Here is a 16,779-nt window from a genome sequence, read left to right as displayed (position 1 = left end):
AAGGATGTGCCGCGCCCCAGTTCCTAAACTCGGAACCAGCCAATCATGTGGAGCGCGCACTTCAGTGGAAGGAATCCCCGAAATGTCGGCAGGGATCATCTCCCTTCTTGTTTTCCTGCTTCCCGGCTTCGTTGCCGCATGGGTGTTCTATGGTTTGACATCACATCCGAGACCCGAGAGGTTCGAACGCATTGTCGAAGTATTGATCTTCACCTTCGTCGTGCAGGCCCTGGTCCCGGTTCTGAAATGGGCACTTCTATGGACCGGTGAGTATGTCGCCATACTGCCGTGGAGCGATGAGACCAAGTTGGTTGCGTCTCTGGCGGTCGCGCTTGTCACTGGATCCGCTGGCACTGTGTGCGCAAACAAGGACATTCCACACAGATGGTTGAGGAAGTACGGCCGGTTGACCCTCCGTAGGTCCCATCCTTCAGAATGGTTCACCGCCTTTGCATCGATACAAGCTCAGGTCACGCTGAACTTCAAAGACGGTCGTCGTCTACAGGGGTGGCCTAAGGAGTGGCCACGCAGCCATCACGCCGGACATTTCGTGCTTCAGGAGCCGGCGTGGATTTACGGCGATGGCTACGTAGAACTGACCCAGACTGAGACCCTGATCGTTCCCGCGAGCGAGATTGAGTCCGTAGAATTCATGAAAGAGTGAGCAACACATGACCAACGACAAGAAGCCACACCAACCACGCCCCATCCTCCCAGGCGACTCCAGAGGCTCAAATCCTGACAACCCTGCTCGTAGCAAGATTGGGTACAAGCGGCCGCCTCCGTCTCCAGCACCTCCGCCGCCTTTGAGGCCCAGGGTGTCGAGCCGATAAGTGCTGGGTTCTCGAACTCCGTCGCTTCGAATCCCGCCTCACGAGTTGGATCCCTCGCTTGCAGCAGCGAGGTGTTTGAATGACTAGTCCGTTAAGAATGCTCAGAGCAGTTCACCCCGAGAGCTGTTTTTGCGAGCCGCGACGGCGGGCAACGCCACCGACGAGGTAGTTTTTATCTGAGAAGTGGCTTTGGACATGCCTTTTCGGCACCTCCGGCTGGGAAGACGACTCTTACCCAGCCCCGCCGCTTCATTTCATTACCTGCGCCACCAGCGCACGACGGCTGAGATCACACCCCAAATCCCCCGCCGCCGACGCTTCCACCCCTTCATCGACCCATGCTTCCGGAACCACGCCGCCTTCCGCCGGGCCTCGTGGTCCACCTCCAGCACGAGCTTTCCCCGCGAGGCTTTGACCGTCACCCAGCCGCCGGACTCGAATTCCCAGCTGTACAGCCACATGCCTTGCAGCATCATCGACGGGACATCGACGCCCGCCTTGTAGCCCTGCGCGGGGATTCGCAGCCTGGAAATGCGCACTTTCTTCGGCTGATGCCAGCTGCAGCCTGAGTGCCTGAGGGTCAGTTGTTCGATTATTGACTTACGCATGCGCAACCTCACTCGAAGTGTGCTCCCTCGCCGGAATGGCGAGGGAGTCGGGAGGTTGAAATTCGCTCTACGATCCAAACGCGACGTGACGTATTCCCCACAGGGGTGTTGTATTCCATCACCCTCCCGACGCGGGAAGTCACACATTGGACCGTTGAGGAGATTTCAAGCTCCGAAGGCACACCCTGCATCAGATGGATTCGCAGGAGGTTGCGGCTTGGTTTGGATGATAGGGCCGGTGTGGGGGATGTTGCCAACAACGGGCGGCTATAGACAGAAGATGTCGCAATTTGCGCGGTATGCCGGGGTTGTTGCGCCATGTGTGACGGGGTTGGCGATTGGTGCGAGCGTGGTACGCGTGAGTCGCAAACGAACCGAAGTGCGGGCGGCCTCCCTCACATCCCGTAGATTCGATTGAACGTATTCAAAATTCTGGCCCCCATGGCGTGCATCCGTTCTGGCTGTACCGAACGTAGAGACGTTCACAACGCGCCGCGATCCAGTTCCCATCGGCACGTCCACCGCAGGCACCGCCTGCATCCAACGAACGAGGACACGAACATGCGTAGCCAGATTCAACGCCTTGCCCTTGCTGCAGGTATTGCAGTGGCCTGTGCCGCACCGTCGGTGTTCGCCGCCGACAACCCCATGGTGGGCGGCGCGCCGATGTACGCCAACAAGACCATTGTGGAGAACGCCTCCGCTGCGAAGGATCTCAGCACGCTGGTTGCGGCGGTCAAGGCCGCCGGGCTGGTGGAAACCCTGAGTGGCAAGGGCCCGTTCACCGTATTCGCCCCTAGCAACCAGGCCTTCGAGAAACTGCCCGCGGGAACGGTCGATACGCTGCTGAAGCCTGAGAACAAGGCGAAGCTGACCAAGCTGCTGACCTATCACGTGGTCCCAGGGACATATACCTCGACCCAGCTGACCGCTGCAGCCCGCAGCAGCGGCGGCACCAGCACGCTCAAGACCGTACAGGGTGAGGCGCTGACGGTGAAGCTCCAGGATGGGAAGGTGTGGGTGGTGGATGCAAAGGGCGGCAAGGCGTCGGTGACCACGGCCGATGTGAAGCAGTCCAATGGGGTGGTGCATGTGGTGGATGGTGTGCTGATGCCCAAGTAAGGCTTGGGATTGGAGGCCTGGCGGAGCCCATCGATGTGGTGGGCTCCGTTCGGGCGTCGGGGAGCCGGGCAAGCCCGGCTCTACCGAGGAGGGCGCGGTCGGCGTACACATGAATGGGTGCCCGGGTGTGCGAAGCTATGCCTTTGTGACTGTGGTTGTAGGCATGTCGAACGGAACTCCCAGCGAGAGCGCCCTGGACCTTTCCGCGTGCGCGCGCGAACCCATTCGTACCCCGGGGGCCATCCAGCCCTACGGCATGCTGCTGGTGCTGGACCCGGCTTCGCTGGTGGTGATCGAGCGGGCAGTGTCCCTGTCCGCCGTGCTGGAAGCCTACGGCGACCCGCTGGGTCAGCCGGTCGAGGTGGTGCTGGGCGGCACACTGGCCCCCTGCCGCAGCGTCATCGCCGAGCTTGCTCCGGATACCACGCGCTTCCTCGGGGCGCACCATATCGAGGGGGTGGGTACCCACCAGGTACTGGGCCACCGGGTGGGCGACACCCTGATGGTGGAGCTGGAGCAGTCCGTGCCCGGCGAGCCGGGCTCGCTGGAAGATCTGTACCCGCAGATCCGCCAGTTCATGGCCGCGATCGAGCGGCTGGGCACCACCACTGAGCTATGCCAGCGGGCGGCGGAGCTGATCTGTGAGCTCACCGGCTTCGACCGGACCCTGGTCTACCAGTTCGACAAGGACTGGAACGGTGCGGTGGTGGCCGAGCAGCGCAACGAAGTGCTGCCCTCCTACATGGACCTGCGCTTCCCGGAGTCGGACATCCCCGCCCAGGCCCGTGCCCTGTACCGTCAGAACCGGGTACGGCTGATTGCCGACAGCAACTACGAACCCGTGCCGCTGCTACGCTCGGCCGAGCGCGCCGAGGCCGCGCCGACCGACCTGAGTCCGGTGATGCTGCGCAGCGTCTCGCCGGTGCACCTGCAGTACATGCGCAACATGGGTACGGGCGCTTCGATGTCGGTTTCGCTGTTGCGCGAAGGCGAGCTGTGGGGGCTGATCTCCTGCCACAACCAAGAGCCGAAACGGGTGCCGTATCACGTGCGCACGGCGTGTGAGTTCATCGGCCAGATCCTGTCTCTGCAGATCTCGGTGAAGGAACGCGCCCTGAGCGTGGAACAGCGCATTGCGCGCCGGGCCATCCAGGTACGGCTGCTGGGCCAGATGGCCGGCGATACCGACTTCATGAGTGCGCTCGGCCGGGATTCCCAGAGCCTGCTTGCGCTGACCCACTCCAACGGCGCGGCCATCGTGCATCGTGGGCAGTGCCTGCTGCACGGGCAATGCCCGACCCGGACGCAGGTGATGTCGCTGGTGCAGTGGCTGGCCGTGCAACCGCACGAAGGGGATCTGTTCCATACCGATTCGCTCGCTGCGCGCTGGAAAGAAGCTGCGGCTTTCAGCGGCGTGGCCAGTGGCGTGCTGGCGATCTCCATCTCGCAGGTGCACGACAGCTACGTGATCTGGTTCCGACCGGAGGTGGTGCGCACGGTGCGCTGGGGCGGCGACCCGCGCAAGGAAGTGACCGGGCCGCTGTCACCCCGTACCTCGTTTGAAAGCTGGAAGGAGACCGTGCAGCAGCAGTCGCTGCCATGGAACGAGGTGGACGTGGACGCCGCGCTGGAACTGCGCACCGCCATCGTGGACATCGTGTTGCGCAAGGCCGAGGAGATGGCCGCGCTCAACGAGCAGCTGGTCCGCAGCAACAAGGAGCTGGAGGCGTTCTCGTACTCGGTCAGCCATGACCTGCGTGCGCCGTTCCGCCACATCGTGGGGTACTCGGAGCTGCTGTGGTCCTCGGCCGGGGAGAAGCTGAACAATTCAGAGAAGCGATTCGTCGACACCATCGTCGAGTCGGCAAAATCAGCCGGTCGTCTGGTGGACGACCTGCTCAGCTTCTCGCAGATGGGCCGGTCGACCATGGGCCAGATCAACATGGAGATGGGAACCTTGGTGGAGGACGTACGCCGCACCCTGGACATGGAAGCGGAAGGTCGCACCATCCAGTGGACGATTGCGCCGATGCCCAAGGTGGAGGCCGACCCGGGCATGCTCCGTCTGGTGTGGCAGAACCTGCTGTCCAATGCCCTGAAGTTCACCCGGGATACTGAAGCGCCGGCCATCGAGATCGGCCATGAGCGCACCGACACCGAAGACGTGTTCTTCGTGAAGGACAACGGCTGTGGCTTCGACATGCGCTACGTGGACAAGCTGTTCGGCGTGTTCCAGCGCCTGCACCACGCCGACGAATTTGAAGGCACGGGCATTGGCCTGGCCAACGTGCACCGCATCATCACCCGCCACGGCGGCCGCGTCTGGGCCCACGGCGAAGTGGGCGTGGGTGCCACGATTTACTTTACGATCCCCCTGCAGCATGGAGACCCCGCATGAAAGACCTTCGGCCAATTCTGCTTGTTGAGGACAACCCCAACGACGCCGAACTGACCATGGCCGCCCTGGCCCGCTGCCAGCTGCTGAACGAAGTGGCGCACGTGCGCGACGGCGTGGAAGCGCTGCAATACCTGCGGAGCCAGGGCAAGTACGCCGGCATGAACCACGGTGGCCCGGTGGTGGTGCTGCTGGACCTGAAGCTGCCCAAGCTCAACGGGCTGGAAGTGCTGCAGGAAATCCGCAACGACGCCAATATCAGCAGCACGCCGGTGGTGATGCTGACCTCGTCGCGCGAGGAAAGCGATCTGGTCAGCAGCTACGAGCTGGGCGTGAATGCCTTCGTGGTGAAGCCGGTGGACTTCAAGGAGTTCCTGGAAGCCATCCAGGGCCTGGGCATGTTCTGGGGCATCACCAACCAACCGCCACCGCAGGGCACCCTGTTTGGCGCAAAGAGTCGAAAAGATGGCTGAAGGTGCCCTACCCCGGACCATCCGGATTCTGATGGTCGAAGACAGCGCACTGGATGCGGAACTCATTACCGCGCAGCTTGAACGCGCCGGCCTGTCGTTCAGTACCGAGCGCACCTGGTCGCATGAAGGTATGTGCGAGGCGCTGCAGCAGCGCAGCTTTGATGTGATTCTGGCCGACCACGTGCTGCCAGGGTTCGACGGCGATACGGCGCTGACCCTGGCCTGCGAGCTTGCCCCGCTGACGCCTTTCATCTTTGTTTCGGGCACGCTGACCGAAGAGCTGGCGGTGCAGGCGCTCAAGCGCGGCGCGCGCGACTATGTGGTGAAGTCCCGCCTGCAGCGCCTGCCTGACGCAGTGGTGCGTGCGATTGCCGAGAGCGAGGAGCGCCAGAAGCTGGTGCGGGTGGAGCAGCGGTTGAAGCTGATCACCGATTCGCTGCCGGCGCTGATTTCACACCTGGATCGGGAACATCGCTACCAGTTCGTCAACCAGGCCTATCAGGACTGGTACGGCCATGCACCGGAGACGGTGATCGGCAAACGCGCCGGCGAGATGATCGGCCAGCCGAGCATGGACGACGTGCAGCCCTATCTGGACCGGGCGCTGCAGGGCGAACGCGTGAGTTTTGAAACCAGCATGCCCAAGCGCGGCGGGACGACCCGCCATGCGCAGGTGGACCTGGTGCCGGAAATCAGCGGGAGCGGCGAGGTGCTGGGCTACTACGCCATGGCCCGCGACATCACCGAGCTGAAGCAGGCACAGGCCGCGCTGCGCGCCAACAATGCCGCGCTGGAACGCCAGGTAGACGAGCGTACGTCCGCGCTGCACCAGAGCGACAGCCGGCTGCAGGCGCTGTTTGAGTCCAGCTTCCAGCATCAGACACTGCTGAGCACCGACGGGCACATCATCGATACCAATTCGGCCTCGCTGTCGGCCATTCTGGCGAGCAAGGCCGAGGTGCGCGGGCAGCTGTTCTACGAATCCGCATGGTTCGCGGGCACCGAGGGTGCACCGCGCGTTGTGTGCGAGGCAGTACTGCAGGCCGCGGCGGGCAAGCCCTCGCGGCATGAACTGGAACTGCAGCTGCCCACCGGCAAGCGCAACTTTGAGTTCTCGTTCCGGCCGCTGCAGGACCACCAGGGGCACATCACCGCCGTGGTGTCCGAGGCGTCTGAAACCACGGCACGCCGCCAAGCCGAAGCGGCATTGCGGCAGAGCCAGAAGATCGAAGCGGTGGGTCAGCTGACCGGCGGCATCGCGCACGACTTCAACAACATTCTTACCGTGGTGGCCGGCAACGTGGAGTACGCCAAGATGCTCACCGAGCGTCTGGGCGACGTGGCCGAAGGGTCCTCGCGTGCATTGGACAACGCGCTGAAGGGTGTGATGCGTGCAGCCAACGTCACCCAGCGTCTGCTGGCGTTCTCTCGCCGCCAGCCGTTGAAGAACCTGCCGGTCGATCTGAACGCCCAGGTCGACGGCATGCGTGACATGCTGCAGCGCTCGCTGGGCGAGCTGGTGCAGCTGGAAGTGGTGAACAGCCCGGACATCTGGTGCGTGGAGATCGACCCCAGCCAGCTGGAAGCTTCGGTGCTCAACCTGGCCGTCAATGCGCGCGATGCGATGCCACACGGCGGTCGTCTGACCATTGAAGTGGACAACGTGCATCTGGATGACGATGTCACCACCCGCCATCCGGACGTGCGCCCTGGCCAATACGCGATGGTGCGGGTGAAGGACAGCGGCACCGGCATGTCGGCCGAGACCATGGCACGCGTGTTTGAGCCGTTCTTCACCACCAAGGAGGTCGGGCGCGGTACCGGGTTGGGGCTTTCCATGGTGTATGGCTTTGCCAAGCAGTCCGGCGGGCATGTGCTGATGGACTCGGTGGAAGGCGTGGGCACGTCGATCACGCTGCTGTTTCCGCGTTCGACCGCACCACTGCCGACGGATCGCCCGGTGGAGGCCTCGGCACTGGGCGGCTACGAGCCGCTGCCTGAAACCACCGTGCTGGTGGCTGAAGACAATGACGACGTGCGCGCCTATACCGTGGACACCCTGCGCCAGCTGGGCTACCGGGTGCTGGAGGCGCACGATGGCGAATCGGCCATGCGTCTGCTGGAACGCCACGATGTCAGCGTGAACCTGTTGTTCTCGGACATCGTGATGCCGGGAATGTCAGGCTGGGAGCTTGCCAAGCGGGCGTTGCAGCAGGAACCGGAGTTGAAGGTGTTGTTTACCTCCGGATATCCGCGTGACATTGATGCCAGCGGCGCGATCGGGCGGCAGAGCACGATTCTGGCCAAGCCATTTACCCGCAGTGATCTGGCCGGTGCGATCCGGTCGGCGTTAGCGCCCTGATCGGGCGCAGCATGCGAATCCCGTAGGTACCACGCCCTGCGTGGTACATGACCCGTAGTGACACGCCATGCGTGTCAACCGCGCGATGAACAGGCGGATGCCGGTCACGAGGTAGCTGGGGATGACCTCAAGGGCGTGGCTCGACGGAGCAATAGGACAGGTCAGAGTCGGTCGCAGATCGTTGCTGGGATCACTCCTGCGGGATGAACCCCTTGAGTGTCTCGAAGAACTTTGCTTCCGGAGATGCAGCGCACTTCTCCTCTATCAGGTGCGCAAGAATCCTCAAGTTGAGGGAAATCATCGACGTCCTCTCGTAGGTAGCGCCTGGCCCGAACATCATGAGACCCGTGCCGAGCATGTAGGCGTGAACGCGGCCCGCGTCACTTCGCGGATCGTTGCCTCGGGTAAACGCAAGATCAGTATTGAACTGCGCGCAGGTTTTCTGCTCCAGGGTGATTTCGGTGTCACGCGCGAAAATCACGGAAACATGCAGTTCAACTTCCGGATCGCCGTCCTCACTGGCTCTCAGCTTCGAATCCCTGACGTAGCGCAGCGCCAGATCGTCGAGAACCTTGGACTTGGAGGAGGTGACCACGACGGGATCGACGAGATAGTGATCAGGGTCCCTCGTGACTTTGATCACGGTCGAACCTTGTGCACCTGTTTCGGCAAGTTCAGCTGGATAGTACTTCGTACCTGGTTCCAGTCTTTGTGGAAATACGAAGGGCTTGAAGCCCTGCTGGGCAAGCGCCGTGGGCAGAGACAGCAGCAGTGCGACGAGTAGCGTGGTGAGAACAGCGCGCATTCAAGACATCCATGGTCATTGCGGGATTGGAGCAGCCATGCAGGGCGTGGCTCTACGGTTACTGGTTCGTAGGTAAAGGCGTGCCCTTCGGCCAGAGCATCCACAGGTTGCCCTTCTGCTTCATGTCGCCGGCGAGCTTGCCGGCGGCGTCGCCGGTGCCCCAGTAGAGGTCGGCACGTACTTCGCCGGCGATGGCACCGCCGGTGTCCTGCGCGGCGACCGGGCGGACCACCGGGCTGCCGTCGGGGCGGGTGGTGGACAGCCACAGCAGGCTGCCCAGCGGTACCACGGTGCGGTCCACGGCGACGCTGTAGCCGGCGGTGAGCGGTACGTTGAGCGAACCGCGTGGGCCTTCGTCGCCGGCCGGGCCTTCGGTGAAGAACACGTAGCTGGGGTTGCTGGCCAGCAGCTCGGGCACGCGTGACGGATGGGCTTCGGCCCACTGGCGGATGGCATCCATGGTGACGTCTTCCTTCTTCAGCTCGCCCTGCTCGACCAACCAGCGGCCGATCGGGCGGTAGGGGTGGCCGTTCTGGTCGGCGTAGGCGATGCGCAGCTGGCGGCCGTCGGCCAGGCGGATGCGACCGGAGCCCTGGATCTGCAGGAACTGCAGATCCATCGGGTGGGTCAGCCAGGCCAGTACCGGAGCCTTGGCTCCCTTGGCGCTGATGGTGGCGGCGTCGTCATAGGGCTTGAGCACGCGGCCTTCGACGCGGCCGCGCAGGCGCTTGCCCTTGAGCTCGGGGTAGAGGCTGTCCAGCTGCACGCTGACCATGTCAGTGGGCACGCCGTACACCGGCACGGTGGCCGTGGCGGTACGGGTAAGGCTGCCGGCGTAGACGGGTTCGTAGTAGCCGGTGATCAGGCCATCGGCTTTGTGGCCGCCGGCACGCAGGGCGTAGACGTCCAGGTTTGATTGCAGGAAGGTGCGGATGTCGGCGGCGCTGGCGGTGGCCGCCGGGGCCTTGGTGCAGATCGGGCCCCAGGTGGCGTCCGACTTCAAGCGGGTGCACGCGCTGCGCCAGGCGGTGAAGCCGGCTTGCAGGTCGGTGTCGGAAACGGCAGGGAGGGCGGACCAGGTGGCCTTGGCGTAGGGGCTGGTGGTCGGTTTGGGGGTGGCCGGTGCATCGGTGCGCGGGCCGTTGGTGGTGCAGCCGGCCAGGAGGGCGAGGGCCACGAGGGCGTAGATGGGGCGCTGGACCTTCATGGGATCTCTGCTTGTCGGCTTGAACCCTTGATTGTATGGCGACGACGTGTGGGTGCGGGCGCGTCAGGCGCCGCGATGGCGCGCATGGCGCGTCACTACGGGGCGTCCGGGTGGGTCGAAGCCACGCAGGGCGTGGCTCTACGCCAGTCCAGCCATGCGCGCCGTGTAGTGACGCGCCACGCGCGTCACCGGGGTGCCGGCTGCAGCAACTCGAACTCGGCGAACTCCACCCGGCCCGGCGTGCTGATCCGCAGCCGGTAGTGTCCGAAGCGCCCGGGCTCCGAGATCTTGAATGGCCGAGTCTGGTGCCCCCACTCGAACGCTTCACCTTCGCGAGCATCCAGCGTCTGCCACTGCGCGCCGTCGGTGCTGCCCTGCAATGCCCAGCTGGCCGCCGCGATGGGCCGCTCGGCGCTGGTGAGCGTGTAGAACGTCGGCTGCGCCGGCGCGGCCAGTGCCACCGTTACTTCAATCGGCTCACCGCGCAACGCAAGCGCAGTACGCGCGTCGTTGTCGGTCAACGCGTCAGGCGCGGCCAGCGAAGTGGCGGTGACCTTGGCGCTGGCATCGATCACATCCACCAGCGTCTCCGGTGCGTGACCGGTAGGGGTCAGCGACGGCGGTGCGTCCTCAACACGACTGCCCCACGCTGAGGGCCTGGGGCCCATCACGAACTCCAGCGTGGCTCCCTGCGCCAGCAGCCGATGTGGAATCCACGTCTTGGTCCACGCCTTTCCATTCACCCGCAGCGACTGCACGTACGGATTCCCGCGACCAGCATTGCGCGCATGGATGCGCAGCTGTCTGCCCTCAGGAAGGTCCAGGGTGAAGCGCTCAAACAACGGTGCGCCGATCACATAGTCCGGCGAGCCCATACGCAGTGGATACAGCCCCATGGATGCCAGCACGTACCAGGCCGACATCTCGCCGTTGTCCTCATCGCCCGGATAGCCCTGGCCGATCTCGCTGCCGAGGTACAGGCGGTCCAGCACGTCGCGTACGATGCGCTGGGTCTTCCAGGGCTGCCCGGCGTACAGGTACATCCACGGAATGTGGTGCGCCGGCTGGTTGCTGTGTGCGTACATGCCCATGCGCACATCGCGGGCCTCGGTCATCTCGTGGATGAGGTAGCCGCGCGGTCCAGAGAGCTTTATGTCGGCGGTTTCCGGCGTGCTGAAGAACGCGTCCAGCTTGTCGGCGAGCGCCTGGCGGCCGCCGTACAGGGACAGCAGGCCGTTGCCGTCCTGGGGGGCGGTGAAAGCAAACGTCCAGCCGTTGGACTCGGTGTAGTCGTTGGCCCACACCTTCGGGTTGTAGTCGGCGGCGGGTACGCGCCACTGCCCTGCGCGGTTGCGGCCCTGGAAGAATCCGACACTGGAATCAAACACGGTGGCGTAGCTGGCGGCGCGGTAGCCGAAGTACGCGGCCTCGTCCGCGTAGCGGCGCTGCAGGGTCGGGTCCTGCGCGGATGCGGCCAGCCCCGCAGCCATCTGCGCGATGCCGAAGTCGTTGAGCGCGCTTTCCATCGTCCACGACATGCCGCCGTCGATGTCAGTGCTCATGTAGCCGTCAAACGTCGAATGGGCCATGCCCTTGCGCCCGACGTGGCGGTCCGGCGGCATCACCGTGGCGTTCTTCAGCGCCGCTTGATACGCCAACGGGATATCGAAGCCGCTGATGCCCTTGGCCCAGGCATCGGCGAAGGCGACATCCGAGCTTGTGCCCACCATCAGGTCGGCATAGCCGGGCGAGGACCAGCGGGCGACCCAGCCGCCGGCGCGGTACTGCTCCAGGAAACCATCGATGAGGTTGCCGGCATGGTCCGGGGTGAGCAGGCCGTAGGCTGGCCACACGGTGCGGAACGTGTCCCAGAAGCCATTGTTGACCAGCACCCTGCCATCGCGGACGGGCGCGAAGCTGCGGGTGGCGTTGCCCTGCGCGTTATCGGAGGAGCCGCTGTTCTGGCTGGCATAGCGCCAATCGGGCGCGCCCGCGCTGCCGGCGTTCTCCGAGCCGGAGTTGGGATACAGGTACAGGCGGTAGAGATTGGAGTACAGCGTAATGCGCTGGTCTTCGCTGGCACCGTCCACCTGCACACGGCCGAGCAGTGCGTCCCACTGGTCAGCGGCGCGCGCGGCCACCGTGGCCTGGCTGTCGTCTGCCGCGACTTCCAGTTCCAGATTGTGGCGGGCCTGATCCAGCGAGATCAGCGAGGTTGCCATGCGCATCGTCACAGTACGGGTGCCGGATGCGAACTTGATGTAGCCAGTGGGACGGCCGGTATCGATCAGACCGCTACGCTGCCACGGCTGGTCGAAGCGTGCGTAAACGAACATGCGCGTCGCGCCGGTGGACAGGCCGCTGCGCACATCGGTGTAGCCACTCAGCGTGCCGGTCTTCTCGTCCAGGGTCAGGCCGCCGCGCGCATCGACGTTGTCGAACAGCAGGTTGGCGTCGCCGTCAGCCGGGAAGCCGAACTCGAACACGGCGGCGTGGTCGGTTGGAGCAAGCGCGGCGGTAATGCCGTTGTCGAAGCGCAGCCGGTACTCATGCGGGCGCGCCACTTCGTCGGCACGATCGAATGCGAGGCTGCGTGCTACCCGATCCGCCTCGGGCACGCCGCGCGTGCTGGACGGCATCACCTGGAAGGTCTGGCGATCGCCCATCCACGGACTGGGCTGGTGGCTGAGCGAGAACGCCTGCAGACGCGGCCGGTTGGCGGCGTCGTTGTGCTCGTTCCAGGCATACAGCCAGGACAGCGAGCCGGCGTTGGTGGCCGGGGTCCAGAAGTTGAAGCCGTGCGGCACGGCCACGGCGGGAATGTTGTTGCCGCGCGAGAAACGCCCGTTGGACTGGGTGCCGCGCGTGGTCACCACCCAGTCGCTGGGGCGGCGGCGCACGGCTTGGGCGATCGACTGCACGCCTACGTCGTCCAGCCAGCCCTGCGCCGAGCCGCCCTGCTTCGGCTGCACCTCCAGTTCCAGTGCCACCACGCGCTTGCCACGCAGGGCGGGCACGTCGCCCAGACGCACCTGCTTGTAGGCCCACTGCTGCGGGTAAAGCGTTCTGGACTCGCCCTGCGCGGTGGCACCGAGCCCTACTCCGTGCTGATCGCGCACCGACAGGCCGGACAGGCGCGTGCCATCGTCCAGCACCGCATCCACTGATGCGTAGGTGGAGGCCACGGTATCGCCGTCGACGATCTCCGGCAGCACCGACCAGTACAACGTGGTGTCGGTCTCGATCCGCACATCCACATCGAACAGGCGCTGACGGCCACTGCCCCGGTATTCCAGGGCATGCAGGCCGGTGTAGCCAGCGTCGGCCTTGGCCGCGTACGGCTGCTTCGGGCCAGTGCCGGCGCGCAGCTGCAGCGCACCGCGGGTGTCCTGCACCGCCGCCTGCCCGGGCTCGAAGGAGGTGGCAAAGCCTGCCGACGCGGCGTGTACCGTGGACGTGGCGGCGATCAGGCCCAGCGCGGGCAGCAGGCAACGTACTCGCATCACAGCCACGTCAGTTCAGCGACCACCGGGTAGTGGTCGGACGGGTACAGCGGACCCTCGTGGTCATCCACCGAATGCACCGAGCGGATGCCGAACTGGCGGAACAGCACCCAGTCGATGCGCGCGTCCGGATTTCCGGTGAACGCATGCGCGGTCTTCTCCGGGCCGCTGCGCTGCGGAGCCTGTTCCCAGGCATCGGACAGCTGTGCGGTCAGCAGCTTGTGTGTCGGACCGTCGGGGTGCGCATTGAAGTCACCGGTCACCACCACCGGTGCATCACCCGCCAGCTGCCGGATGCGGGCCAGCAGCAGCCGCGCGCAGCGCTCGCGCAGGGCTTCGGCAGCGTCGGTGTGCGGCAGGTGGGTGTTGAACAGGAAGAAGCGCTTACCGTTGCGCGTGTCCTCGAACTCCCCCCAGGTGGCCATGCGCGGCATCGGGCCATCGAAGTTGGCGCTGCCGGGTACATCGGGTGTCTCCGAGTACCAGAAGTCACCCTGTCGCAGCAGTGTCAGCCGGCGGGTGTCGTAGAACAGCCCCATGTGCTCGTTGCCGTTGCCGTCCACCTCGTTGCCATTGCGGCCTTTGCCGAACCAGGCGTGGTGCGGCAGCTGCTGGTCCAGCCAGGTGGCCTGTCCGAGCAGCAGCTCCTGCATGCCGATCAGGTCGGGCTGCTGGTCGACGATGGTCTTCAAGGTCAGGGCGCGGCGGTTCTCCCACAGGTTCACCCCATCATTGGGCGAGGCGTAGCGCACGTTGAAGGTCATCACCCGCAACGCGGCCGCCTCCCCCGCCGCAACCGGGCGGGGGGATGATGCACACGCCGACAGCACGCCGACTACAAGTACGATCAGAAGTGGAGCAAACAGAGCACGCAGGCGATGTGCGGTCATGGCGAAGTCCTTACGGGTTCAGGTCGTAGCTGACGTGCAGCGCATAGGTGGGACCGTAGTTGTTGAGGTTGCGCATGTATTCAAAGTTGTCGCCGACGGTCTGATACTGGTCTTCGCCGAACAGGTTGGCGGCGGTCAGGCCGAGCGACCACTTGTCATTGATGCGGGTTTTCAGCGAAACGTCGGTCACATAGCGCGAGCGGAAACCACGATCCTGCCAGCTGTTGGCCCCGATGGTGAAGATGTGTTTGCCGGTGTAGTTCTCGCTGACGGTCAGGCTGGTGTTCAACCACGGCATATGCCAGGTGATGCCCAGGTTGGCGATGGTCTTGGGCTGCGAGGCCAGCTGGTGAATGGTGCGTTCGCCACCGGTCCAGCGGTAGACCATTTCACCGTCCATCTGCGCGGCATTGAACAGTACGTCGAATCGGTGCTGGCCCAGCACCATGTCGCGGTTGATCAGCGACAGCTCGACACCACGCACGCTGGAATCTTCCAGGTTCTGCGGCGTGTTGATGCTGGTCACGCGGCCCTGGTCGTCGGTGAACTCGGTGGTGATGCCGGCAATGTTGTCGCTGATGTCCTTGTGGAACACGGCCAACGAGGCGTAGCCACGGCCGTCGTTGAAGTACTTTTCCAGCGACAGGTCGAAGTTGGTGGAGCGCTGCGGCTTCAGGTCGGGGTTGCCACGCGAGATGGTGCAGTCGCCGCTGTCGCCATCGCAGTTCACTACTTCAGCCTGGGCGATGTTGGACGGGATCGGGCGACCCAGGGTCTTGCTGGCGCTGAAGCGCAGGTTCATGTCCTCGCGCAGGTGGGCGGTGAGGTTCAGCGAGGGCAGCAGGTTGTCATAACCACCGCCGTTGCGGCCGGTACCGGTCACCACGCCCGCCGTGATGGCCGGGGTGTGGGCGGTAAACGTAGTGTCGTCGTAGCGCACGCCGGCCACGGCTTCGATGAAGTCGGTGCTGTAGTGGAACGAGACGTAGGCGTTCTTGACCGTTTCCAGATAGCGGAAGTCCGAAGCCAGGCTGGAGTAGGTGGAGCCGGTCTGGTCCACCGGCAGCGCGTCCCAGCCACCGTTGCCCATGAAGGCGTGGTAGTCGAAGAACGGCAGCGCGTACTGCGACTTCGGATAGCGGAAGCCCGGCTGGTACAGGTAGTCGCTGAAGTCACCGCCGGCCACGTTGTTGCGGCGGGTGATGTCGCTCTCCACTTCCAGGCGCTTGTACTCCAGGCCGCTGGCGATGCCGAAGCCGCGTGCATCCGGGCCGACGTTCCAGCGATGGTCCAGGCGCACATCACGTACTTCGGCGGTACCGTAGGTCTGCGACTCGTTGGCGCTGTTGAGGTCGTAACGGGCGCTGTCGATGATGCCCGGGTCGCTCAGGCCGGTGATGTTGTAGATCTCTCCTACGCCCGGGGAGGCATAGGTGAGGCTCTGGCCGACCGGCTTGGCGGTGAGGCGGGTGCTGCGGCCGTGCGCGTTGATGCGATCACGGGTGTAGCCGCCGCGCAGGGCCAGCCACTGGTTGTCCTGCTCCCACTCGATGCCACCGAGCACGCCACGGTTGTTGCGGGCCCAGACCTTGTTTTCGAAGATGACATTGAGCGAATCGATGCCCTTGGTACCGGACACTGGGGTCTGGTCGGTGACGTTGCGCTGGGTGATGAACTCGTAGCCGTTCTCGGTGCGGCGCTCTTCCATGCCGTAGTTGTACATCAGCACCGAGGCACGGAAGGGGCTGTCGCTGGGCATCCATTCCAGCTTGGCGGAGCCACCGTAGGTGCGGATCCAGCGGTTGTCGGCGTAGTAGGCGAAGTTGTTCGGCGCGGACATGCCGTTCCAGCCCTGCTCCGGCAGCGGACCGGTGATGTAGTTGCCCTGGTCGTCGAAGAACTGCTGCGAACTCTGGAAGAGCTTGTTCTGCGAGGTCTGGAAGTCCTGGTTGCGGGCCGACAAGGTGATGCCGAACTGGTCGCTGCTGCCGAAGGTGGTGCTGTACGTGCCGCTGAGGCCACTGCCCCAGCGGTCGGTCGTCTGCGAGAGGCTGTTGTGGCCGTCATCGTTGCTCAGCGCATGATAATTGACGCTGCCGTCCACATGCAGCGAGTTGCGCGGCTTGTCGAACGCGCTGCCGCTGACCAGATTGATGCCGGCACCGATGCTGTCCGGGTTCTGCTCGGCGCTGAAGGTCTTGAAGATGTCGATGCGCGCGGCGATGTCGTTCGGAATCAGCTGCAGGTTGATCTTGCGCTCGCCGCCGCCTTCATCGCCGACCGAGGCCATGGTGATGCCGTCGAGCGTGGTGCTGTTGAGATTGGCGGCGATGCCGCGCACGGTGACGTAGCGCGGCTGGTCTTCGTCGCGCATCAGGCTGACGCCGGGTGCCACCACCAGGCGTTGGGCGATGGAGTTTTCCTGGCTGGTGACCTGGATGCTCTCCTGGTCGATGGAGTCCACCAGCACCGACGAGCGCCGCTTGGCGTCGACGGCCGTGGCGGTGATCCCGGCGCTGGCGGTCACCTGCAGCGCGTCGAGCGTGGTCGCGTCGGCGGCGGTGCCCGGACGGGCTGCGGC

At 64.6% G+C, this 16,779-nt stretch carries 11 protein-coding genes; 5 read left to right on the top strand and 6 right to left on the bottom strand.

Features of this window, described 5'->3' with window-relative positions; translation table 11 throughout:
• Positions 1 to 82: 82 nt before the first annotated feature.
• Positions 83 to 664, top strand: a complete 582-nt coding sequence (locus EGJ34_RS05800) for a DUF6338 family protein (protein WP_125359554.1) — start codon at positions 83 to 85, stop codon at positions 662 to 664.
• A 426-nt stretch (positions 665 to 1,090) separates the two neighbouring features.
• On the opposite strand, the gene EGJ34_RS05795 is transcribed toward EGJ34_RS05800, so the two are convergent.
• The gene (locus tag EGJ34_RS05795) at positions 1,091 to 1,441 is read right to left on the bottom strand and encodes a hypothetical protein (RefSeq protein ID WP_125359553.1); all 351 of its coding nucleotides are present in this window, start codon (positions 1,439 to 1,441) and stop codon (positions 1,091 to 1,093) included.
• Positions 1,442 to 2,002: 561 nt separating this feature from the next.
• Here EGJ34_RS05795 and EGJ34_RS05790 point away from each other — a divergent pair.
• The 4 genes from EGJ34_RS05790 to EGJ34_RS05775 all read left to right on the top strand — a co-directional run bounded on the left by EGJ34_RS05790 (position 2,003) and on the right by EGJ34_RS05775 (position 7,793).
• Complete coding sequence (locus EGJ34_RS05790; RefSeq protein WP_125359552.1) at positions 2,003 to 2,563, top strand: fasciclin domain-containing protein; 561 nt, start codon at positions 2,003 to 2,005, stop codon at positions 2,561 to 2,563.
• A 163-nt stretch (positions 2,564 to 2,726) separates the two neighbouring features.
• A complete protein-coding gene (locus EGJ34_RS05785; protein WP_125359551.1) occupies positions 2,727 to 4,961 on the top strand; it encodes an ATP-binding protein in 2,235 nt (744 codons plus the stop codon).
• Complete coding sequence (locus tag EGJ34_RS05780) at positions 4,958 to 5,431, top strand: response regulator (protein WP_125359550.1); 474 nt, start codon at positions 4,958 to 4,960, stop codon at positions 5,429 to 5,431. Before EGJ34_RS05785 ends, EGJ34_RS05780 begins: the two co-directional genes overlap by 4 nt.
• Complete coding sequence (locus EGJ34_RS05775; protein ID WP_125359549.1) at positions 5,424 to 7,793, top strand: hybrid sensor histidine kinase/response regulator; 2,370 nt, start codon at positions 5,424 to 5,426, stop codon at positions 7,791 to 7,793. The genes EGJ34_RS05780 and EGJ34_RS05775 overlap by 8 nt, the downstream gene beginning before the upstream one ends.
• Positions 7,794 to 7,983: 190 nt before the next feature.
• On the opposite strand, the gene EGJ34_RS05770 is transcribed toward EGJ34_RS05775, so the two are convergent.
• The 5 genes from EGJ34_RS05770 to EGJ34_RS05750 form a co-directional block, all read right to left on the bottom strand.
• Complete coding sequence (locus EGJ34_RS05770) at positions 7,984 to 8,598, bottom strand: energy transducer TonB (RefSeq protein WP_125359548.1); 615 nt, start codon at positions 8,596 to 8,598, stop codon at positions 7,984 to 7,986.
• Positions 8,599 to 8,656: 58 nt separating this feature from the next.
• The gene (locus tag EGJ34_RS05765) at positions 8,657 to 9,805 is read right to left on the bottom strand and encodes an MltA domain-containing protein (RefSeq protein ID WP_125359547.1); all 1,149 of its coding nucleotides are present in this window, start codon (positions 9,803 to 9,805) and stop codon (positions 8,657 to 8,659) included.
• 185 nt (positions 9,806 to 9,990) lie between these two features.
• Positions 9,991 to 13,308: a GH92 family glycosyl hydrolase gene (locus tag EGJ34_RS05760; protein WP_125359546.1), complete on the bottom strand. Its 3,318-nt coding sequence runs from the start codon at positions 13,306 to 13,308 to the stop codon at positions 9,991 to 9,993.
• Positions 13,308 to 14,198 (bottom strand): endonuclease/exonuclease/phosphatase family protein, encoded by an 891-nt coding sequence (locus EGJ34_RS05755; RefSeq protein WP_125359545.1) that lies wholly within the window; start codon positions 14,196 to 14,198, stop codon positions 13,308 to 13,310. Before EGJ34_RS05755 ends, EGJ34_RS05760 begins: the two co-directional genes overlap by 1 nt.
• A gap of 10 nt (positions 14,199 to 14,208) precedes the next feature.
• On the bottom strand, positions 14,209 to 16,779 hold a 2,571-nt coding region (locus EGJ34_RS05750; protein WP_125359544.1), incomplete at its 5' end, for a TonB-dependent receptor.

It is taken from the genome of Stenotrophomonas sp. 278 (genome assembly GCF_003935715.1).
In the GTDB taxonomy this organism is placed as follows: domain Bacteria; phylum Pseudomonadota; class Gammaproteobacteria; order Xanthomonadales; family Xanthomonadaceae; genus Stenotrophomonas; species Stenotrophomonas maltophilia_AH.
The sequence above is the reverse complement of the archived record's forward strand: the minus strand, read 5'-3'. Positions and strand labels throughout refer to the sequence as shown.